The sequence below is a fragment of the Variovorax paradoxus genome (assembly GCF_000834655.1).
In the GTDB taxonomy this organism is placed as follows: domain Bacteria; phylum Pseudomonadota; class Gammaproteobacteria; order Burkholderiales; family Burkholderiaceae_C; genus Variovorax; species Variovorax paradoxus_F.
The window spans coordinates 62,417-82,623 of sequence record NZ_JXQQ01000119.1 but is presented as its reverse complement, the minus strand read 5'-3'; the positions used below and the strand labels follow the sequence as shown (position 1 = coordinate 82,623).

Genomic DNA, 20,207 nt, shown 5'->3' with positions numbered 1-20,207 from the left:
CCAACCTGACTCAGCGGACGTTGCGGATTACCGCGCGTTTGCTTCGGGCGCCGGTGGCGGCGGTGCCGCCGGCATGGCGCGCTGCGCCACCTGCTGCCCGAACGCGACGAGCACCTGCGGGTCGTACGCATGGAACCAGGTGATGCCGCCGAAGCGCCGGCGCACCAGCAGCCGCGGTGCGATCACGCGTTCGAGCATGCGGATGTGCACCAGCTTGAGCTGCGCCACGTCTTCCGCGCGCACGCGCTTGTTCCAGAGCCAGGTCTGCGTGAGCACGTCGCCTTCCAGGCGCGTGCGGCTGTAGACGATCCAGTAGCCGACCCATGCCACGCACAGGCCCGCCACGCCGAACACGAAGAGGCTCGTGGCCGACCAGCTGGTGGTGCGCAGCGAAGGCAGGCTCCAGAGCGCGAACGCGAAGAGGTCCACCACGATCACGACCGCCAGCGTGCGCAAGAGCGGCGGGAAGGCGGCGCTCTCGAGCGGGTCGGCGTTGCCTTCGCTCTCGCCGGTCACTGCTTGGGGGCGTCGCCGGAGGCCGGCGGCGTTTCCTGCGACGGTGCGGGCGCAGGCGTTTCTTCAGACTTCTTCTCGTTGCCGAACGGGTCTTCCATGTTCACGCCGTTGCTGTCGGGCGCGGGCGGCGGCTCGGCATCGGCGGGCATGTCGAGATTGACCTTCTCGATGTCCACGACCTTTTCCTTGTCCAGGAACACGGTGACGGTCTGCGGGAAGAAGATCACGATGGCCACCAGCAGGAGCTGCATCGCCACCCACGGCACGGCGCCCAGGTAGATGTCGCGCGACTCCACCTTTCGGGGTAACGCCCCGTTCTTGAAGAGGGTGTCGGCAATGCCCCGTAAATAGAACAGCGCGAAGCCGAACGGCGGATGCATGAACGAGGTCTGCATGTTCACGCAGAGCAGCACGCCGAACCACACCATGTCGATGCCGAGCTTGTGCGCCACGGGGCCCAGGAGCGGCAGGATGATGAACGCGATCTCGAAGAAGTCGAGGAAGAACGCCAGGAAGAACACGAAGATGTTCACCGCGATCAGGAAGCCGACCTGGCCGCCCGGCAGGCCCGAGAGCATGTGCTCGATCCACTTGGCGCCATCGACGCCCTGGAACACCAGCGAGAACACGCGCGAGCCGATCAGGATGAACACCACCATGGCCGTCAGGCGCATCGTGCCTTCCATGGCGTCCTTCATGAGCTGCCAGTTCAGGCGGCGATGGATGAGCGCGAGGATCAAGGCACCGACCGCGCCCATGGCGCCGGCTTCCGTCGGCGTGGCGATGGCGCGGTCCATGAAGGGCAGGCCGCCCATCGAGCCGAGCACCGCGAAGATCAGGATGGCCGAGGGGATGATGCCGCGCAGGCATTTGCCCCACAGCGCCCAGCCGTGCAGCGTGCGTGCGCTCACAGGCAGGCCCGGCACGTAGTGCGGGCGGATGCGCGAGACCAGGAAGGTGTAGATCGCGAAGATCACCACCTGCAGGATCGACGGGCCCCAGGCGCCCTTGTACATCTGGCCCACGTCGGTGCCCAGCTGGTCGGCCATGACGATGAGCACCAGCGAAGGCGGCACCAGCTGCGTGATGGTTCCCGAGGCGGCGAGCACGCCGGTCGAGTAGCGCATGTTGTAGCCGTAGCGCATCATGATCGGCAGCGAGATCATCGCCATCGCGATGACCTGGCCAGCCACCGTGCCGGTGATGGCGCCCAGGATGAAGCCCACGATGATCACCGAGTAGCCCAGGCCCCCGCGGATCGGGCCGAAGAGCTGGCCCATGGAGTCGAGCATGTCCTCGGCCAGGCCGCACTTCTCCAGCACGGCGCCCATGAGCGTGAAGAACGGAATGGCCAGCAGCGTCTCGTTCGACAGGATGCCGAACACGTTCAGCGGCAGGTTAGCCATGAAGCCGGCGGGGAACCAGCCCATCTCGATGGCGACGAAGCCCGACAGGAGGCCGAGGGCGGAGAGCGAGAACGCGACCGGAAAACCGATCAGCATGATCACCACGAGCCCCGCGAACATGATCGGGGCGAAATTTTCCATGTGCATTGCGACTTACCTGCGGTGCGTGCGGGAGGGGGCGGGGTGGGGTGAAGGAGCGCGACGGGCGCCCATCACTGCACCGGCTTCTCGTAGTGCGTGTCCATCTGGATCAGGCCGCGCAGGTAGGCGATGCGCTTGATGATTTCCGAGACGCCCTGCAGGAACATCGCGCCGAAGCCCACGGGCATCAGGAGCGCCGCGGGCCAGCGGACCAGGCCGCCGATGTTGCCGGACATCTCGCCGGTGACCCAGGTGTTCCAGAAATACGGCCAGGTGAGGTAGGTGAAGAGCGCCATCACCGGCAGCAGGAAGAAGACAAGGCCGAAGAGGTCGACATATACCGGCCCGTAGCCCTTCAGCTTGCCGTAGATGATGTCCACGCGCACATGCTCGTTGAAGCGAAGCACCACGGGGGCGCCCAGCATCACCGTGGCGGCGAACAGGTACCACTGGATCTCGAGGAAGGCGTTGTTGCTGAAGTCCAGGCCGTACCGGACGATGGCATTGGCCGCGGAAATGAGCGAGGCGGCCAGCACGGCATAGCCGGCGAACTTGCCGAGTTTTTCGCTGATCCAGTCCATGCCGGTCGCGAATTTGAGGAATGCAGACAAGGGGGTGTCTCCCACGAAGCCCAGGTGAAACGCCGGCCCCTGGTGGGGGCTGCGCAAAGCCCGCAATGGTATCCCGGCGAACCTTCGTATTGCTTTGCCTGGAACCCGGGTTTACCCCAAAGCCGCGCTGTGCAGGCGGACTGCGGGGTGGGCCGGCCGGTCGCCATAATTGCCCATGTCTTCGAGTCCGTCGCCCTCGGCGCCCTTCGGCGCGGCGAACCTGCCGCATTCCATCGATTCGCCCGACATGTGCCGCGCTGGCCGCGACCTGCTCTCGCTGGCCCTGATCGACGCGCGCAACCACACGCTCCATCTGCTGACCCTGTACGAGGAGGCGCTGGGCTCCGAGGCCCTCGCGGTGCCGCCGGTCCCCGAGGACGAGGGCGTGGTGCCCCCGGTGTGGCTGGCCGGGCACATCGGCTGGTTCGCCGAGTGGTGGATCGGCCGCAACACGCAGCGCGCCTTCGGTGCCGATTGCCCGGTGCGCCCGACGCGCCTTGCGGCCATCGAGCCGAGTGCCGACGACTGGTGGAACCCGGCGCAGAGCTCGCCCGGGCGCCGCTGGTCGACCGATTTGCCATATCTCGGCCAGACCAAGGCCTACCTCCTCGAAACGCTGGAGAGCACGCTCGAGCTGCTCGAGCACGCCGCCGAGACCGACGCGGGCCTCTACTTCTACCGCCTCGCGCTGTTCCACGAAGACCTGCGCGGCGAGCAGTTCGTGGTGATGGCGCAGACGCTCGGGCTGCCCCTGGGCATCGAGCAGGCGCCCATCGCCGTCACGCGCGAGCCGCTGCTGGTGCCCGCCACGCGCTGGGAACTGGGCCTGCCCGAGAGCGGATTCGCCTTCGCGCAGGAGCGCGCCGCGCACCGGGTCGACGTGCCCGAGTTCGAGATCGATGCGCAGCCCGTCACCTGGAACCAGTACATCGAATTCGTCGACGACGGCGGCTACGACCGCGAGGAGCTGTGGCACGCCGACGGCTGGCGCTGGCTGGCCGCGCAGGTCGAGGGGCGGCGCGGGCCGCGCCATGTGGAGCAGATCGGCGCCGCGCGCAACGGCACCGGCGGCTCGGTGCTGCAGCACCGCTTCGGCGTCACCGTGCGTGCGGCGGGCCACCACAGCGCCGTGCACCTGAACTGGTGGGAGGCCGACGCCTGGGCGCGCTGGGCGGGGCGCCGCATCGCCACCGAGGTCGAGTGGGAGATCGCGGCGCACACGGCATCGCGGCGCGGGTTCCGTTGGGCCGACGTGCACGAGTGGACCGCGGGCACGCTGCAGCCATGGCCCGGATTCCGGGCCGACCCGTGGAGCGCGGGCGGCGAGTTCGATCCGGTGGCCGCCTTCGGCCGTGCGCGCGTGCTGCGCGGTGCGTCGTTCGCCACGCGTGCGCGGCTGCGTTCCCCGCGCCGCCGCAGCTTCGCGCTGCCCGGGCGCGACGACGGCTTCTTCGGCTTCAGGACCTGCGCGCTGTAGCGCAGTCTGCGTCCGCCGCTCAGGCTGCGGCGGTTGCCGATACCTGCCGGATGTCCATGGCCTTGAGCGTGTCCGCAATCGCCGCGACCGCGCCCGGAATCCCCGCATCGCCGAAATGCCCCATGCAGCCGACGCGGAAGGTTTCCACCTGCGTGAGCTTGCCGGGATAGAGGATGTAGCCGCGCTTCTTCACCTCCTGGTAGAAGGTCTTGAAGTCGTAGTTCGCATCGTCGGGCGCGTGGAAGGTGACGATGATCGGCGCCTGGATCTCCGGGTCGAGAAAGCTCCTGAAGCCGAGCGTGGCCAGCCCGTCGATGAGTGCCTTGCAGTTGCGCGCATAGCGCCCGCCGCGCGCGGCCAGGCCGCCTTCCTCGATGTATTGCGCGATGGCCGTGTCGAGCGCGGCGACCACGTGCGTGGGCGGCGTGAAGCGCCACTGCGTGGTTTTCTCCATGTAGACCCACTGGTCGTACAGGTCCATACTCAGCGAGTGGCAGTTGCCTTCGCACTTCTCGAGCGTGCTGCGCTTGATGACGACGAAGCCCATGCCCGGCACGCCTTCGAGGCACTTGCCCGAGGCGGCGACCACCGCGTCGAAGGGCGTCTTGCGCGCGTCGATCTCCAGCGCGCCGAAGGAGCTCATGGCATCGATGATCAGCCCGCGTCCGTGCTTCGCGACGACCACGGCGATCTCGTGCAGCGGGTTGAGCACGCCGGCGCCGGTTTCGCAATGCACCAGCGCCACGTGCGTGATGCCGGGGTCGGCGGCCAGCGCGCGGTCGACGTCGGCGGGCGAGACCTGTTTTTCTTCCGTGTAGTCGATGGTGGTGAGCTTGCGGCCCAGCACCTTGCAGATCTTGGCCAGGCGCTGGCAGTACGCGCCGTTGCTCGGCACCAGCACGTGGCCGTTGCGCGGCACGACGGTGCCGATGGCCGCCTCCACCGAGAAGGTGCCGCTGCCCTGCAGCGGAACGCATTCGTGCGTGCCGGTGCCGTGCACGATGTCCAGCACGTTCTTGCGGATGCGCGCGGTGATCTGGTTGAAGTCGGCGTCCCACGATCCCCAGTCGCGCAGCATCGCCTGGCGTGTGCGGTCCGAGGTGGTGAGGGGGCCGGGGGTGAGCAGGATGGGGTGGGGGGCTTGACTCATGGTGTCTCCAGGCGGGGAAGGGGATGAGGGCGAGGGAAGGGATGTATGGGGCCGGCCTGCGTCAGCCGCGGCCGAGGTTGCGCCAGGCTTGGGTGCGTGCGAGCAGCACCCGCGTGAGCAGCGAATAGGCGATGCACACGAGCGTCGAGGTGACCACGATCAGGCTCGCGAGCGCCGCGGCGGGGCCGATGTCGCCGGCGTCGTCCAGGTGCATGATCGCCACCGAGGCGAGGATGGTCTCTGGCGTGTAGAGGAAGATGGCGCACGACAGGCTCGCCATCGACACCACGAAGAAATAGCGCCCGATGTCCAGGATGGCGGGCAGGCACACCGGCACCGTCACGCGCAGGAAGGTCTTGAAGAATGGCACCTTGAGCGAAGCCGAGACGGCCTCGAACTCGTTGTCGATCTGCTTGAGCGCCGTCACCGCCGTGAGGTGGCTGGAGGTGTAGTAGTGCACCACCATCGAGATGACGAGGATCGCCATCGTCTGGTACAGGAAGTTCAGCGGGTTGGCCGGATGGTTGAAAAACATCACGTAGCCCAGCCCGAGCACCAGGCCAGGCACCGCCATCGAGAGCACTGCCATCAGGTGCATGCCCTTGCGCATGAGGCCCAGGTTGCGCGTCTTCTCGATCAGGTAGGCGCCGACGAAGACGATCAGCGAACCGGCCACCGCGGTGACCATCGCCACGATCAGGCTGTTGCCGTAGGCCGCGGCCATGTCGCTCTCCACCAGCACGAAGTGGTAGTGCTTGAGCGTGAGCGAGAGGTCGTAGGGCCAGAGCGAAATGAGCGAGGTGTAGATCGCCATGCCGATGGTGGCCAGCAGCAGGCCGCACACCACCGTGCAGAACAGCGTGAGCAGCGTGTCGGCCACCTTGCGGCGCTTGGGGCTGTAGGGCACCGAGCGTGCGGTGAGCTGCGCCTTCAGCTTGCGCCGCACCACGTAGTCGATCACGAACGAGACGATCGATGGCAGCAGCAGGAGCATGCCGACCACCGCGCCGATCGAGAAATTGTGCTGCCCGACCACTTGCTTGAACACGTCGACCGACAGCACGTTGAAGTTGCCGCCGATCACCTTGGGCGCGCCGAAGTCGCTCACCACGTATGTGAAGACCACCGTGGCCGCGCTGATGAGGCCGTACTTGCACGAGGGCAGCGTGATGGTCATGAACTGGCGAAACGGCCGCGTGCGCAGCGCGGTGGCCGCCTCGTACAGCCGGCCGTCGGCCAGCGACAGCGAGGTGACCAGGATCATGAGCGCATGCGGAAAGGTGTTGTAGACCTCGGCCAGGATGATCCCCGGCGCGCCGTAGATCGACATGCCGCCCAGGAGGAACTTGAGCGCCCCCTGGTTGCCGAACCACTGCACGAACGAGATGGCCGACAGCAGCGAAGGCGCGAGCAGCGGGATCAGCGCGATGAGCCGGAACACCGCCTTCAGCGCGACCGGCATGCGGCTGCGCGTGAGCGCGTAGGCGAAGACGAAGGCCGTGGGCACCGAGATCATCACCACCGCTGCCGAGACCCAGACCGAGTTCCACGCCGCGCGCAGCAGGCTCGGCGTCTGGAAGTAGGTGATGAAGTGCGCGAGGCCCACGAAGCGGCCGTCCTTGTCCTGCACCGCGTGCGCGAGGATGGTGACGAGCGGCGCGATGAGGAACACGAACAGCATCGCCATCACCACGAACAGGATGGCGCGCGCGATGGTTTCGTCGCGGCTCCAGCGCATCGCCGGTTGCGCGGCGAATGAGGCCTTGACGGCGGAAGGATGGGCCAGCGTGTTCATGGCTTGGGCGTGCGTGCGGCGGAAAAAGCGCGGATGCGGTTGGCGCGCAGCGCGATGTCGATGGTGTTGCCCTCGCGGATGTCCAGGTCGTGCAGCTGGTTGAGCGAGAAGTGCAGGCCCAGCACCTGCCCGTGCAGCGCATCGGCGGTCACCTCGGCGATGCACAGGCCCCCGAGGAATTCGACCTTCGTCACCTTGGCCTGCAAGCGGTTGGGCGTGTCGTCATGCAGGTGCTCGACCGCGCGGTCTTCAGGGCGCAGGTACAGGTTGACGGCTTCGCCGGGCTCGAACGCGCCGTCGCAGGCGTCGCATTCGAGTTCCATGTCGCCGACCTGGAAGCGGTGGTCGCCCAGCGCCACTGAGCGCAGCACGTTGACCTTGCCCACGAAGTCCGCGACGAAAGGGGTGGCCGGCTGTTCGTACACCTCCATGGGCGTGCCGACCTGCTCGATCACGCCGTGGTTCATGACCACGATGCGGTCGGCCATCGACAGCGCCTCTTCCTGGTCGTGCGTGACCATGATGGTCGTGATGCCGACCTGCTTCTGCAGCCGGCGGATCTCGCCGCGCAGGCGGATGCGTTCCAGCGCGTCGAGCGCCGAGAGCGGCTCGTCGAGCAGCAGCAAGCCGGGGCGGGTGGCCAGCGCGCGGGCGAGGGCCACGCGCTGCTGCTGGCCGCCGGAAAGCTGGCTCGGGTATTTGTTGCCCGAGGTCGGCAGGCCGACGAGCTTCAGGAGTTCTTCGACCCGCGCCTTGATCTCGCCGCGTCGGGCGCGGCTGTTGACCAGGCCATAGCCGATGTTCTCGGCGATCGAAAGGTTGGGAAAGAGCGCATACGACTGGAACACGATGCCGTAGTCGCGCTTGTCCGGCGAGAGCCAGGAGACGTCCTTGCCGTTCTGCAGGATCTGCCCGGCGGTCTGCGTTTCGAGCCCCGCGATGATCCGCAGGAGCGTGGTCTTGCCGCAGCCCGAGGGGCCGAGAAAGCACAGCATCTCGCCCGGGTTCACGCGCAGATGCACGTCGCGCAGTGCGCTGAAGGTCTCGAAGTCCTTGCGCACGCCGATGATCTCCAGCGCTGCGGGAGCGCTCGTGGGCAGCGGGCTGGCAATGAACTTGGTGTCGGTCATATCCATTTTTCGCACTCGTCGTTGGCGGGCATCACCATCGAGGCGGCACCCGCGGATTGAAAGTCGGGAATGCCGCGAGGCCTACTTGGGTTCGGCCTTGCCTTCGTAGCGCTTGCTCCACTCGGCCAGGATGCGTTCGCGATTTTTCGCCGCCCAGTTGATGTCGTTCTTGGCGAGCAGCTTCTCGTAGTTGTCGGGAATGCCCTCGAGCTTCGATGCCACGCCGGGATAGGCCACCACCGCCCACCAGGTGGAGGTGATCTGGTTGGCCTCCTTGCTGGCCATCCAGTCGGCGAAGCGCTTGGCCTGCTCCGTCTTCTTGCTCGTCTTCATGATGCTGGTGGCTTCGATGTCCCAGCCCAGGCCCTCCTTCGGAAAGATCAGGTCGACCGGCGCGCCCGACTTCTTGACCTGGTGCGCGCGGAACTCGAACGAGATGCCGATCGGGAACTCGCCCGCGCCCGCCTGCTTGCAGGGCTTGGAGCCCGAGTGCACGTACTGGGCGATGTTCTGGTGCAGCGCGTCCATGTACTTCCAGCCTTCGGCGTCGCCCATGTTTTGCAGCCACGACGACACGTCCAGGTAGCCCGTGCCGCTGGAGGCCGGGTGGGGCATCGAGATGGCGCCCTTGTAGACCGGCTTGGCCAGGTCCTTCCAGGTCTCGGGCTTCGGAAGGCCGAGCTTCTGGGCTTCGACGCGGTTGAAGCAGATGGTCGCGGCCCAGACGTCCATGCCGACCCACGCGGGTGGGCGGGCGCTGTCGGAATAGGCGGGGTTGAGCTCCTTGAAGCCCTTGGGCTCATAGGGAAGGAGCATGCCTTCCTGCTGCAGGAGCGCGAGGCTGCTGGCGGCCAGGCCGGCCACCACGTCGGCCTGCGGGTTGGCTTTTTCGGCGAGCAGCTTGGCGGTGACGATGCCGGTGGAGTCGCGCACCCACTTCACTTCGATGTCGGGGTTGGCCTTCTCGAAGGCGTCCTTGTAGAGCTTCATGGCATCGGTCTCGAGCGCCGTGTAGACCAGCAGCGGGGTCTTCTGCGCCCATGCACTACCGGAAATGAGGCCGAAGGCCGCGACACACAGGGCGGCCGTGAGACGGCGCGTGCTTTGTTTCATCGTCATCTGTTTCTCCTGAGAGGGCTTGCTGTCACTGAAGGGGTGAGTGGCGGGCGCCGGCAATGGGCGTGCCAAGGTCGGTGAACGCAATGTAGATTGATGATTGATGACTGTCAATAAAAGATTGTTGACAGTTTTCAATTATTCGGGAAAATACGCCCATGGTCACCAGCAATCACTCCGCCGCCCTCGCGTTTCTCCAATCCAGCTCACTGCCGATGCTGATGCAGGAAGAAATCGAGCGTTTGATCATGACCGGCGAGCTCCCCGTGGGCAGCCGCATCAACGAGAGCGAGCTCTCGCAGCGCTTCAACACCAGCCGGGGCCCGATCCGCGAGGCACTGCGCGCACTCGAGGAGGCCGGCCTCGTGCGCAACGAAAAGAACCGGGGCGTCTTCGTGCGGGAAATCGCCTTCGAGGAAGCCGACGAAATCTATGAGCTGCGCGAGGCACTCGAAGAAATCATCGGCCGCCGGGTGGCGGTGGCCATCGCGCCCGACGCGATCGAGCGGCTGCGCGCCATGGTCGATGCCATGCGTTCCGCGGCCCAGGCACAAGACGTGGAGCAATACGCGCAGCTCAACCTGCAGTTCCACGAAGTCCTGCTCGACACGGCCGGCAGCAAGAAGCTCACCGAGACCTACAAGCGCCTCGTGAAGGAACTGCACCTCTTCAGAATGCGCGCGCTCGACAGCGGCGGCGGTCTCCGGGTCTCGGCTGACGAGCACAGCCACATCGTCGAAGCCATCGCCAGCGGCAATCCCGAGACGGCCGGTCACGCACTGCGCGAGCACGTCGCCGGCAGCCGCGCACGCATGCACAAGGCCTTCGGCCGCGCCGATTCGGACGCGGCCGCCGCATCGAACAACCCACCCCAAAAGGAAGTCTGAAATGACAACGGAGACACTCGAAGTCAATGCCAGGAGCTATCGCTGGATGGCACGCCCCGTCGTGGTCGTGTGCGTGGACGGCAGCGAGCCGGCCTACCTGGATGCGGCCATCGCGGCCGGCGTCGCCCCGTATTTCGATCGGATGATCAAGTCGGGCGCCAACCTGCTGGGCGATTGCGTGGTGCCCTCGTTCACCAACCCGAACAACCTGTCGATCGTGACCGGCGTGCCGCCCGCGGTACACGGCATCTGCGGCAACTACTTCTTCGACCGCGAGCTGGGTCAGGAAGTGATGATGAACGACCCCAAGTACCTGCGCGCCGGCACCGTGCTGGCCGCGTTCGCCGATGCGGGTGCCAAGGTGGCGGTGGTCACGGCCAAGGACAAGCTGCGCAAGCTCCTGGGCCACCGCATGAAGGGCATCTGCTTCTCGTCGGAGAAGTCGGACCAGGTGACGATGGAAGAAAACGGCATCGACGACGTGCTCGGCATGGTCGGCATGCCGGTGCCTTCGGTCTACAGCGCGGAGCTCTCGGAGTTCGTGTTCGCGTCGGGCGTGAAGCTGATGGAGCGGCAGCGGCCCGACCTGATGTATCTCTCGACCACCGACTACGTGCAGCACAAGGCCGCGCCGGGCAGCCCCGCGGCCAACGCCTTCTACGCAATGATGGACGGCTACCTCGCGCAGCTCGATGCGCTGGGCGCCACCATCGTGGTCACCGCCGACCACGGCATGAACGACAAGCACGGCGCCGACGGCTCGCCCAACGTCATCTACCTGCAGGACGTGCTCGACGGCTGGTACGGCGCCGGCACGGCCCGCGTGATCCTGCCGATCACCGACCCCTACGTGGTGCACCACGGCGCGCTCGGCTCGTTCGCCACCGTCTATGCGCCCGACGAGGCGAGTGCGCCCGGCTGGATCGAGCGCATCAGGCAGGTGCCGGGCATGGAACTCGTGCTCTCGCGCAAGGACGCCGCCCAGCGCTTCGAGCTGCCGCCCGACCGCATCGGCGACATCGTGGTGGTGAGCGAGCGCAACACGGTGATCGGCACCGCGGCGAGCCGCCACGACCTCTCGGCGCTCGAAGTGCCGCTGCGCTCGCACGGCGGTGTGTCCGAGCAGCGCGTGCCGCTGATCTGCAATCGCCCGGTGACGGGCATCGCCCCCGGGCGGCGCCTGCGCAACTTCGATGCGCTGGACATCGCGCTGAACCACGCCCAATAACGGCACCCACGACAAAGCCTTCCGGAGCATCCCCATGAGCCAAGCGAGCCAAGCCACCCTGAAGCCAGGCACCGTCCACCGCGAGGCCCTGCGCATCGCCGGCGAACGCGTCCACCGCGACCGCACGATCGAGGTCACCTATCCCTACACCGGCGAAGTGATCGCCACCGTGCCCAAGGCCACGCTGGACGACGTGCGCAATGCCCTGCGCATCGCACGCGACTACAAGCCCACGCTCACCCGCTACGAGCGCTACAAGATCCTGATGCGCGCGGGCGAGATCATCGCCTCGCGCCTGGACGAGATATCGCGCACCATCACGCTGGAGTCGGGGCTCTCCCGAAAGGATTCGCTGTACGAAGTGGGCCGCGCCTCCGACGTGCTGCTGTTCGCGGCCAACCAGGCGCTGGTGGACGACGGCCAGGTGTTCTCGTGCGACCTCACGCACCACGGCAAGAGCCGCAAGGTCTACACGATGCGCGAGCCCCTGCTGGGCGCCATCACCGCCATCACGCCGTTCAACCATCCGCTGAACCAGGTGATCCACAAGGTGGCGCCGGCCATTGCGACCAACAACCGCATCGTGCTCAAGCCCAGCGAGAAGACGCCGCTCACCGCGTTCCTCTTGGCCGACATCCTGTACGAAGCGGGCCTGCCGCCGCAGATGCTGTCGGTGCTCACCGGCGACCCGAAAGAGATCGCCGACGAGCTGCTCACCAACGCCGACGTCGACCTCGTCACCTTCACCGGCGGTGTGCCCATCGGCAAGTACATCGCGGGCAAGGCTGTCTACAAGCGCCAGATCCTGGAGCTCGGGGGCAACGACCCGATCATCGTGATGGAAGACGCCGACGTCGAGGAGGCCGCCACGCTCGCCGCCAACGGCTCGTACAAGAACTCGGGCCAGCGCTGCACGGCAGTCAAGCGCATGCTGGTGCACGAGTCGGTGGCCGACCAGTTCGTCGAGCTGCTGGTTGCCAAGACACGCGCGCTCAAATACGGCGACCCGATGGACCCCGACACCGACATGGGCACAGTGATCGACGAGGCGGCAGCGAAGCAATTCGAGGCCGTGGTCAACGAAGCCATTGCCGCCGGCGCGAAGCTGCGCTACGGCAACGAGCGCCGCGGTGCGCTCTATTCGCCGACGGTGCTCGACCACGTCGACCCGGAAATGACGGTCGCCAAGCACGAGACCTTCGGGCCCGTGTCGCCGGTGATCCGCTTCAAGAACATCGACGAGGCGATCCGCATCTCCAACGGCACGGCCTACGGCCTCTCGTCGGCGGTGTGCACCAATCGCCTCGACTACATCACGCGCTTCATCCGCGAGCTGAACGTGGGCAGCGTCAACGTGCGCGAAGTGCCGGGCTACCGGCTGGAACTCACGCCCTTCGGCGGCATCAAGGACTCGGGCCTGGGCTACAAGGAAGGCGTGCTCGAGGCGATGAAGAGCTTCACCAACACCAAGACCTATTCGCTGCCCTGGTAATCGCAAGCATCATGAGCCTGAGCCTTGACGACATCGTCGGCCTCTTCGAGACGAAGGGCCATGCGCAATACGACGGCGAGCCCGTCACGCAACTCGAGCACGCCCTGCAGTCGGCGCACCTGGCCGAGCAGGAGGGCGCCGGCAGCGCGTTGATCGCGGCCTCGCTGCTGCACGACCTGGGGCACCTGCTGCACGACTTCGGCGGCACGCCGACGCAGCAGGGCCTGGACGACCTGCACCAGTACCGCTGCCTGCCGTTTCTTCGCGCGCTGTTCGGGCCGGCCACGCTGGAGCCGATCCGCCTCCATGTGGATGCCAAGCGATTCCTGTGCGCGCGCGAGCCGGGCTATCTGGAGGCGCTGTCGGCAGACTCCAAGCGCAGCCTGCAGCTGCAGGGCGGCGTGTTCGACTCCGCGCAGGCCAGCGCTTTCGAGGCGCTGCCGTACGCCATGGATGCGGTGCGCCTGCGGCGTTGGGACGACACCGCCAAGCTGGCCGATGCGAAGACGCCCGACCTCGCGCACTACGCGCGACACCTGGCGCTCGCCGCGAAGCCCTTGGCCACGGCACAGCCGTGAGCGCAGGGCAAGCATCGGCCATGCAGCGCCGCCAGGCGACGCCGGAAGACATCCCCTTCCTGCTCGACCTGCGTCAGCGAACGATGAACGTCCACGTGCTGGCCTCCGGTGGCCAGGTCAGCGACGCGCATCACATGGCGCGGCTGATGCATCGCTTCGAGTGCGCCGAGATCCTGCTGCACGAAGGCGCGCCGGTGGGCCTGCTCAAGGTGTCGCGCGATCCGCACGAGTGGGTGGTCATCCAGATCCAGCTGGTCCCCGGCCACCAGGGCGGCGGCATCGGCACCGGCCTGTTGGCCGAAGTCATCGACGAGGCCGCGCGCGCCGGCGTCGACCTCACGCTCAGCGTGCTGAAGGCGAATCCGGCCAAGGCGCTGTATGAGCGCTTCGGGTTCGTCGTGGAGCGCGAGTCCGAGTTTTCCTTCGACATGCGGCGCAAGCCCTGAAAACCTGCGAGCCCGACATGCGTCCTTTCTGGATCGAACAGGCCCTCTTCAACGACGGCGACCTCGCGCCCGCTCTGCAGGGCGAACACAGCGCCGATGTCTGCATCGTCGGCGGCGGTTTCACCGGCTTGTGGACGGCCATTCAAGCCAAGCTGCAAGCGCCTGCGCTCGATATCGTCATTCTCGAAAGCGATCTTTGCGGCGCCGGTGCGAGCGGCCGCAACGGTGGTTGCCTGCTGACGTGGTCGGCCAAGTTCCTCACGCTGCGCCGGCTGTTCGGCGAAGACGAGGCGGTGCGCCTCGTCAAGGCCTCGGAGGCCGCGGTGCAGCACATCGCCGACTTCTGCGCGGCGCACGGCATCGATGCCGAACTGCGGCTGGACGGCACGCTCTACACCGCGACTTCGCAGGCGCAGATCGGCACGCTCGATCCGATGATGCAGGCGCTGGAGGCGCGCGGCATCCATTCGTACCGCACGCTGCCACCCGACGAAGTAGCTCGGCGCTCAGGCTCCGCGCGCAACCTGGCGGGCGTGTATTCGCCCATTGCTGCGACCGTGCACCCGGGCAAGCTGGTGCGGGGCCTGCGGCGCGTGGCGCTGGCCATGGGCATCCGCATCCACGAGCGCACGCCGATGCTCGACTTCGGCACCGGCCACCCGGTCGTCTTGCGAACGCCGGCCGGCAGCGTGCGCGCGAAGAAGCTGGTGCTCGCGATGAATGCATGGATGGCCAGCACCTTCCCGCAGTTCGAGCGGACCATCGCCATCGTGTCGAGCGACATGATCATCACCGAGCGATGCCCGCAGTTGCTGCAGCAGATCGGCCTGACCGACGGCGTCTCGGTGCTCGATTCGCGCACCTTCGTCTATTACTACCGCAGCACGGTCGACGGCCGCATCATGCTCGGCAAGGGCGGCAACACCTTCGCCTGGGGTGGGCGCATGGCCAAGGTGTTCGACGAGCGCTCGCCCTACGAAGCCGAGCTCACGCAGGCCCTGCATTCCTTCTTTCCGGCACTGATCAATACGCCGATCACCGCGAGCTGGAACGGTCCGTCGGACCGGTCGGTCACGGGCTTTCCGTTCTTCGGCAAGCTCGATGGCGCGCCGCACATCTACTACGGCTTCGGCTATTCGGGCAACGGCGTCGGCCCGACCTACATGGGCGGGCAGATCCTGTCGTCGCTGGTGCTCGACCAGGACAATGCGTGGACGCGCAGCCCCATCACGAACGGCCCGCTCGGCCAGTTTCCGCCGGAGCCGATGCGCTACGTGGGCTCGATCGTCGTGCGCAACGCGATCCGCCGCAAGGAGCTTGCCGAGGACCAGGACCGCCAGCCGTGGCTGGTGGACCGCATGCTGAGCAAGCTTGCGAACGCCGCGGGCAAGGCCGACAAGGCCTGACCCGCGGCGACCAGGGGATCGATCAGGCGGTTTCCGCGAGCGCGTCGGCCAGCGCGTTGACCATGCGGTCGATCTCGGCCTTCTCGGCGATGAAGGGCGGCGCGAGCTGGATCGTGTCGCCGCCGTAGCGCACGTAGAAGCCCTTCTTCCAGCAGTTCATCGCGATCTCGTACGGACGGCGTGCGGGCTCGCCCGGCAGCGCGGCGATCGTGAGGCCGGCGGCGAGGCCGAAGTTGCGGATGTCGGTGACGTGCTTGCTGCCCTTCAAGCTGTGCACCGCGTTCTCGAAGTGCGGGGCGAGCGTCTGCACGCGGCCGATCATGTCTTCCTTCTGCAGCACGTCGAGCGCGGCGATGCCCGCGGCGCAGGCCACCGGGTGCGCGCCGTAGGTGTAGCCGTGCGGGAATTCGAGCATGTAGTCGGGGCCGCCGGCTGCCATGAACGTGTCGTAGATCTCCTTGCTGGCGACCACGGCGCCCATCGGCTGCGCGCCGTTGGTGACCTGCTTGGCGATGTTCATGATGTCGGGCGTCACGCCGAAGGCTTCCGCGCCGGTGAGCGCGCCGCAGCGGCCGAAGCCGGTGATGACTTCGTCGAAGATCAGGAGGATGTTGTTGGCGGTGCAGATGTCGCGCAGGCGTTTGAGGTAGCCCTTGGGCGGGATCACCACGCCGGCCGAACCCGCGAACGGCTCCACGATCACGGCCGCGATGTTCGAGGCATCGTGCAGCGCGATCAGGTCGAGCAGGCGATCGGCCAGTTCGGCGCCGTTCTCGGCCATGCCGCGCGTGAAGGCGTTGCTCGCGAGCTGCGTGTGCGGCAGGTGGTCGGCCTCGACGCCCTGGCCGAAGAGCTTGCGGTTGGCCGCGATGCCGCCGACCGAGATGCCGCCGTAGTTGACGCCGTGATAGCCCTTTTCGCGGCCGATCAGGCGCGTCTTGCTCGCCTGGCCCTTGGTGCGCCAGTAGGCGCGCGCCATCTTGAGCGACGTGTCGGCGGCCTCGGAGCCCGAGCCGGTGAAGAACACGTAGTCCAGCCCCGCGGGCGTCAGTTCCTTGATCTTGTTGGCCAGCTCGAACGAGAGCGGGTGGCCGAACTGGAAGGCGGGCGAGTAGTCGAGCTTGGCGATCTGGCGGCTCACCGCCTCGGTGATCTCGGGGCGGCCATGGCCCAGGCCCGAGCACCACAGGCCCGAGAGGCCGTCGAAGATCTTGCGGCCGTCGTTGTCGGTGAAGTAGGCGCCCTTGCCCTCCACGATGATCCGCGGATCGGCCTTGAAGTTGCGGTTGCCGGTGTAGGGCATCCAGTGCGCTTCGAGCCAGGCGGCGTCGGTGCGCGCCGTGGGCTTCGGTTCGATGGCGGGCGTGGCGAGTGTCATGGCGCTTCCCGCATGCAAGCGGGCTCCGGGGGTGAAGGAATGCCCCGATTGTTCGCAGCGCCTTCAGTGTGGAGAATGGCGCAATATCAATGTTCACTTGACGATTCATGCAAGTAAAGGCCGAGGCCCAAAACAGTGCCCAGGGCACCCGCAACCGCGCCGTTCTGGGGCAGCTCAGCGACATGGACCTGCGCCTGCTCAAGGTGTTCAAGAGCGTGGTCGATTGCGGCGGCATGGCGGCCGCGGAGCTGGAGCTGAACATCGGCACGTCGACCGTGAGCCGCCATGTGAAAGACCTGGAGACGCGGCTGGGCCTCGTGCTGTGCCGGCGCGGCCGGGCCGGCTTTGCGCTCACTGCGGAGGGGCAGCGGGTGTACGACGAGACCTTGCGCCTGCTGGCTTCGGTCGATGCCTTTCGCGGCAGCATCGACGACATCCACAACCGCATGGGCGGGCAACTGGAGGTGGCGCTGTTCGACAAGACGGCGACCAACCCGAAGGCGCGCATCGGCGAGGCCATCGCGCGCTTCACCGCGATCGCGCCGGAGGTGGACCTCGCGGTGCACGTGGGGTCGATCAACGCGATCGAGCAGGGCGTGCTGGAGGGCAACTTCCAGATCGGCATCATCCCGGCGCACCGCAGCTCCAAGAGCCTCGTGTATGCGGATCTCTTCGACGAGACGATGCTGCTGTATTGCGGCAAGGGCCATCCGCTGTTCGACAGCGCGCACGCGAAGCTCACCTGGTCCAAGCTGGGCGAGCATCACTTCGCGGGGCTGGGCTACCACTCGCCCAACATGGAGCTGAGCCATCGCGCGCGGCTCTCGCGCAAGGCGACGGGCTTCGACCAGGAAGCGATCGCAACGCTGATTCTTTCGGGGCGCTTCCTGGGCTTTCTGCCCGACCACTACGCGCAGGTGTTCGAGCAGCGCGGGCTCATGAAGGCGGTGCTGCCGGCCCGCTTCAACTACGCGTGCCGGTTCGTGAGCCTGCTGCGGCGCTCGCCCAAGCCGTCACGGGCGGTGCTGGCGTTCCAGGCGTGCCTGGAGAAGGCGCACGCGCGCTAGTCGCCTCGTTCAGCGCTGCCCGCTCGGCAGCAGCAGGTGCCTGGCGCCGATGTGCGCCTCCATCTCGTGCATGTGCGCCTCGGCATCGACCATGTGCTCGGCCATGAGGCGGCGCACTTCCTCTGCATCTTCCTTGCGATAGGCCGCGAGCAACTGCGTGTGGTAGTCGACGTTGGTCTCGCCGAAGTGGTGATGGTCCAGCGCCTTCTTGTAGACGACGAGGTCGCGCAGCAGGTCGTTGAGGAAGCGGCACATGAACGAGAGCACCGGATTGGGGCAGCTCTCGGCCAGCATCGTGTGGAAGGCCAGTTCGGCCTCGCGCTGCATGCGCAGCTCGTCCTCGTTGGTCGGCGCGATGGTGCAGAGGCGCACGTTTTCCTCGAGCCGGTCGAACTGTTCGGGTGTGAGCCGGCCGACCACGCTCACGGCCAGCTCGGGCTCCAGGGCCTTGCGCAGCTGGTAGATGTGGTGCCCGTCCAGATGATGGAAGTGCAGGAAGTTGCGCAGCGGCTCGGAGGCGTGGTCCACCGACACCTGCTGCAGGTATGCCCCGCCGCCCGGGCCGGTGCGGATCGAGATGAGCCCGCGCACTTCCAGCGCCTTCAAGGCCTCGCGCACCGTGCTCTTCGAATAGCCGAAGAGCTCGATCAGTTCCTTCTCGTTCGGCAGGCGGTCGCCGGGCTGCTTGCGCTCGGCAACGATCCATCGCTTGACGTCTTCGACGATGACGTCCGAGAGCTTTTGCCGCTTGGGGCGGTTTTCTCCCACTTTCATTGAAACGCTCCATGCGGCAACCGCGGTGCCCTGGGGTTCATTTCACGATCGGATGGAGACGAATTCATGCGTTCAGAGCAAGGGAAAAGCAGACAGCCGCCTGTATGCAGGTATTGGACCTCGGGAAGTGCGCTGGATTTTGGCACGGTGGTTGCTAGCGGGTTTTTACCAACATATTAATCCTATTTATCCGCTTAAATTCGCCCGCAATCGCAGGCACCCCCTTCACCCACTTCCACACCACGACCGGAGAACCCCCATGCAACGCAGACAACTTCTTCAGCTGGCCGCCCTGTCGGCCGCCCCGGCTTCGCTCCTGGCGGGCCGCTCGGTCTTCGCGCAATCGGCGGACGCCATCCGCTTCGGATGTCCGGTCCCGATGTCGGGCGCCTTCGCGGCCAACGGCAAGTTCGCCGACCTGGGCATGAAACTGGCGATCGAGCAATACGGCAGCGTCCTGAAGCGCCCGCTGGCCTACACGGTGCTCGACACCGAAGGCAAGCCCGCCACCGCCGTGCGCAAGGTGCAGGAAGCCTCGCAGCAGCAGGGCGCGAAGTTCTTCGCCGGCGGCATCCTGTCGTCCGAAGCGCTTGCCATGGGCAAGGAAGCGGAGAAGGCCGGCGGCCTCTTCATCACCACCGCCGGCGCCGACGAGATCACCGGCAAGGACTGCAACCCCGCCACCTTCCGCTGGTCGGTGCCCACCTTCGGTGCGATCGAGCAGACGGTGCGCCCGCTGATCGCCTCCATGCCCAAGGCCAAGCGCTGGTACACGATCACGCCGCAGTACGTGTTCGGCGACGGCCTCCTGAGTGCCGCCAAGAACATCTTCCAGGAGAAGGGCGTCGAGCACGTGGGCAACAGCTACCACTCGCTCAACGAGAAGGAGTTCAGCGGCTACCTCACCAATGCCATGGCCGCCAAGCCCGACGTGCTGCTGCTCCTGAACTTCGGCGCGCAGTCGTCGGCCGCGTTGCGCCAGGCGGTGAGCTTCGGCATGCACAAGAACATGACGATCCTCATGGCCTGGGCCTCGGGCCTGGAGCAGTTCGATGAACTGGGCGCGGACCTGTGCGACGGCGTCTACTTCGGCGCGCAGTACTGGCACACCGCCGACACCGCGCTCAACAAGGACCTGGTCAAGCGCACGGCGGACAAGCTCAAGATCGTGCCCAACTACAGCCTCGCAGGCTCGTACATCTGCACCAAGATCCTGATCGACGGCATCGTCAAGGCCGGGACGGTCGACCAGAAGGCCGTCATCGCCGCGCTCGAAGGCATGAAGTTCGACGGGCTCACGGGCACCGAGGAAATCCGCAAGGCCGACCACCAGGTCATCAAGGACTACTACCTGCTCAAGGGCAAGGCGAAGTCGAAGATGAAAGACGCGGCGGACTACGTAGATGTCGTGAGTTCCGGCAAGTCGTTCCTGCCCATCGACAAGACCGGCTGCAAGCTGGCCTGACCCAAGTGCACCCGCACCGCCTGGGCACTGCCTACCCACCGTTCGGGCTGAGCTTGTCGAAGCCTTTCACGCCGCGCCCGGCCCTTCGACAGGCTCAGGGCGAACGGGGTGGGGGATGCGCTTGCCCGTACTCCGGCCTTTTTG

General features: G+C 66.6%; 18 protein-coding genes. 9 read left to right on the top strand and 9 right to left on the bottom strand.

Features of this window, described 5'->3' with window-relative positions:
* Nucleotides 1-27: 27 nt before the first annotated feature.
* The 3 genes from RT97_RS29575 to RT97_RS29565 form a co-directional block, all read right to left on the bottom strand.
* Nucleotides 28-516 (bottom strand): hypothetical protein, encoded by a 489-nt coding sequence (locus RT97_RS29575; protein ID WP_042582433.1) that lies wholly within the window; start codon nt 514-516, stop codon nt 28-30.
* The gene (locus RT97_RS29570) at nt 513-2,069 is read right to left on the bottom strand and encodes a TRAP transporter large permease (protein WP_042582432.1); all 1,557 of its coding nucleotides are present in this window, start codon (nt 2,067-2,069) and stop codon (nt 513-515) included. The genes RT97_RS29575 and RT97_RS29570 overlap by 4 nt, the downstream gene beginning before the upstream one ends.
* Before the next feature lie 65 nt (nt 2,070-2,134).
* Nucleotides 2,135-2,674, bottom strand: a complete 540-nt coding sequence (locus RT97_RS29565) for a TRAP transporter small permease subunit (RefSeq protein ID WP_042582565.1) — start codon at nt 2,672-2,674, stop codon at nt 2,135-2,137.
* A gap of 175 nt (nt 2,675-2,849) precedes the next feature.
* Between RT97_RS29565 and RT97_RS29560 the strand changes: the two genes are divergently transcribed.
* A complete protein-coding gene (locus RT97_RS29560) occupies nt 2,850-4,151 on the top strand; it encodes an SUMF1/EgtB/PvdO family nonheme iron enzyme (protein ID WP_042582431.1) in 1,302 nt (433 codons plus the stop codon).
* Nucleotides 4,152-4,170: 19 nt separating this feature from the next.
* Here the strand turns inward: RT97_RS29560 and RT97_RS29555 are convergent, their stop codons facing one another.
* The 4 genes from RT97_RS29555 to RT97_RS29540 all read right to left on the bottom strand — a co-directional run bounded on the left by RT97_RS29555 (nt 4,171) and on the right by RT97_RS29540 (nt 9,345).
* Entirely contained in the window at nt 4,171-5,301 is a 1,131-nt protein-coding gene (locus RT97_RS29555; RefSeq protein WP_042582430.1) for a 2-aminoethylphosphonate--pyruvate transaminase, read from the bottom strand.
* Nucleotides 5,302-5,362: 61 nt separating this feature from the next.
* The gene (locus RT97_RS29550) at nt 5,363-7,096 is read right to left on the bottom strand and encodes a putative 2-aminoethylphosphonate ABC transporter permease subunit (RefSeq protein ID WP_042582429.1); all 1,734 of its coding nucleotides are present in this window, start codon (nt 7,094-7,096) and stop codon (nt 5,363-5,365) included.
* Nucleotides 7,093-8,232, bottom strand: a complete 1,140-nt coding sequence (locus RT97_RS29545) for a putative 2-aminoethylphosphonate ABC transporter ATP-binding protein (protein WP_042582428.1) — start codon at nt 8,230-8,232, stop codon at nt 7,093-7,095. Before RT97_RS29545 ends, RT97_RS29550 begins: the two co-directional genes overlap by 4 nt.
* Nucleotides 8,233-8,307: 75 nt before the next feature.
* Nucleotides 8,308-9,345 (bottom strand): putative 2-aminoethylphosphonate ABC transporter substrate-binding protein, encoded by a 1,038-nt coding sequence (locus RT97_RS29540; protein WP_042582427.1) that lies wholly within the window; start codon nt 9,343-9,345, stop codon nt 8,308-8,310.
* A gap of 155 nt (nt 9,346-9,500) precedes the next feature.
* On the opposite strand from RT97_RS29540, the gene RT97_RS29535 reads away from it, so the two are divergent.
* Genes RT97_RS29535 through RT97_RS29510 form a run of 6 tightly spaced genes read left to right on the top strand, consistent with a single transcriptional unit; the run spans nt 9,501 to nt 15,379 of the window.
* Nucleotides 9,501-10,229: a phosphonate utilization associated transcriptional regulator gene (locus RT97_RS29535; RefSeq protein ID WP_042582426.1), complete on the top strand. Its 729-nt coding sequence runs from the start codon at nt 9,501-9,503 to the stop codon at nt 10,227-10,229.
* A 1-nt stretch (nt 10,230) separates the two neighbouring features.
* On the top strand, nt 10,231-11,457 hold the full coding sequence (phnA, locus tag RT97_RS29530) for a phosphonoacetate hydrolase (RefSeq protein WP_042582425.1): 1,227 nt from the start codon (nt 10,231-10,233) through the stop codon (nt 11,455-11,457).
* A 34-nt stretch (nt 11,458-11,491) separates the two neighbouring features.
* Entirely contained in the window at nt 11,492-12,949 is a 1,458-nt protein-coding gene (gene phnY, locus RT97_RS29525; protein WP_042582424.1) for a phosphonoacetaldehyde dehydrogenase, read from the top strand.
* Nucleotides 12,950-12,960: 11 nt separating this feature from the next.
* Nucleotides 12,961-13,527, top strand: a complete 567-nt coding sequence (locus tag RT97_RS29520; RefSeq protein ID WP_042582423.1) for a phosphonate degradation HD-domain oxygenase — start codon at nt 12,961-12,963, stop codon at nt 13,525-13,527.
* The gene (locus tag RT97_RS29515) at nt 13,524-13,973 is read left to right on the top strand and encodes a GNAT family N-acetyltransferase (protein WP_253278340.1); all 450 of its coding nucleotides are present in this window, start codon (nt 13,524-13,526) and stop codon (nt 13,971-13,973) included. Before RT97_RS29520 ends, RT97_RS29515 begins: the two co-directional genes overlap by 4 nt.
* A 17-nt stretch (nt 13,974-13,990) precedes the next feature.
* The gene (locus RT97_RS29510) at nt 13,991-15,379 is read left to right on the top strand and encodes an FAD-dependent oxidoreductase (RefSeq protein WP_042582421.1); all 1,389 of its coding nucleotides are present in this window, start codon (nt 13,991-13,993) and stop codon (nt 15,377-15,379) included.
* A 22-nt stretch (nt 15,380-15,401) separates the two neighbouring features.
* On the opposite strand, the gene RT97_RS29505 is transcribed toward RT97_RS29510, so the two are convergent.
* Nucleotides 15,402-16,757 (bottom strand): aspartate aminotransferase family protein, encoded by a 1,356-nt coding sequence (locus RT97_RS29505; RefSeq protein ID WP_042582420.1) that lies wholly within the window; start codon nt 16,755-16,757, stop codon nt 15,402-15,404.
* 107 nt (nt 16,758-16,864) lie between these two features.
* Between RT97_RS29505 and RT97_RS29500 the strand changes: the two genes are divergently transcribed.
* The gene (locus RT97_RS29500) at nt 16,865-17,824 is read left to right on the top strand and encodes a LysR family transcriptional regulator (protein WP_042582419.1); all 960 of its coding nucleotides are present in this window, start codon (nt 16,865-16,867) and stop codon (nt 17,822-17,824) included.
* A gap of 9 nt (nt 17,825-17,833) precedes the next feature.
* Here RT97_RS29500 and RT97_RS29495 read toward each other — a convergent pair whose 3' ends face one another.
* Entirely contained in the window at nt 17,834-18,598 is a 765-nt protein-coding gene (locus RT97_RS29495; protein WP_042582418.1) for a FadR/GntR family transcriptional regulator, read from the bottom strand.
* A 259-nt stretch (nt 18,599-18,857) separates the two neighbouring features.
* Between RT97_RS29495 and RT97_RS29490 the strand changes: the two genes are divergently transcribed.
* Nucleotides 18,858-20,063, top strand: coding sequence for an ABC transporter substrate-binding protein (locus RT97_RS29490; protein ID WP_042582417.1), 1,206 nt, complete (start codon nt 18,858-18,860; stop codon nt 20,061-20,063).
* Nucleotides 20,064-20,207 lie beyond the last annotated feature (144 nt).

Bases quoted from the DNA above. Each gene is read 5' to 3' on its own strand.
- RT97_RS29545 (WP_042582428.1), bottom strand. From the start codon at position 8,232: ATGGATATGACCGACACCAAGTTCATTGCCAGCCCGCTGCCCACGAGC.
- RT97_RS29505 (WP_042582420.1), bottom strand. From the start codon at position 16,757: ATGACACTCGCCACGCCCGCCATCGAACCGAAGCCCACGGCGCGCACC.
- RT97_RS29560 (WP_042582431.1), top strand. From the start codon at position 2,850: ATGTCTTCGAGTCCGTCGCCCTCGGCGCCCTTCGGCGCGGCGAACCTG.
- RT97_RS29555 (WP_042582430.1), bottom strand. From the start codon at position 5,301: ATGAGTCAAGCCCCCCACCCCATCCTGCTCACCCCCGGCCCCCTCACC.
- RT97_RS29570 (WP_042582432.1), bottom strand. From the start codon at position 2,069: ATGCACATGGAAAATTTCGCCCCGATCATGTTCGCGGGGCTCGTGGTG.
- RT97_RS29490 (WP_042582417.1), top strand. From the start codon at position 18,858: ATGCAACGCAGACAACTTCTTCAGCTGGCCGCCCTGTCGGCCGCCCCG.
- phnA (WP_042582425.1), top strand. From the start codon at position 10,231: ATGACAACGGAGACACTCGAAGTCAATGCCAGGAGCTATCGCTGGATG.
- RT97_RS29550 (WP_042582429.1), bottom strand. From the start codon at position 7,096: ATGAACACGCTGGCCCATCCTTCCGCCGTCAAGGCCTCATTCGCCGCG.
- RT97_RS29535 (WP_042582426.1), top strand. From the start codon at position 9,501: ATGGTCACCAGCAATCACTCCGCCGCCCTCGCGTTTCTCCAATCCAGC.
- RT97_RS29510 (WP_042582421.1), top strand. From the start codon at position 13,991: ATGCGTCCTTTCTGGATCGAACAGGCCCTCTTCAACGACGGCGACCTC.
- RT97_RS29540 (WP_042582427.1), bottom strand. From the start codon at position 9,345: ATGACGATGAAACAAAGCACGCGCCGTCTCACGGCCGCCCTGTGTGTC.
- RT97_RS29495 (WP_042582418.1), bottom strand. From the start codon at position 18,598: ATGAAAGTGGGAGAAAACCGCCCCAAGCGGCAAAAGCTCTCGGACGTC.
- RT97_RS29500 (WP_042582419.1), top strand. From the start codon at position 16,865: ATGCAAGTAAAGGCCGAGGCCCAAAACAGTGCCCAGGGCACCCGCAAC.
- phnY (WP_042582424.1), top strand. From the start codon at position 11,492: ATGAGCCAAGCGAGCCAAGCCACCCTGAAGCCAGGCACCGTCCACCGC.
- RT97_RS29520 (WP_042582423.1), top strand. From the start codon at position 12,961: ATGAGCCTGAGCCTTGACGACATCGTCGGCCTCTTCGAGACGAAGGGC.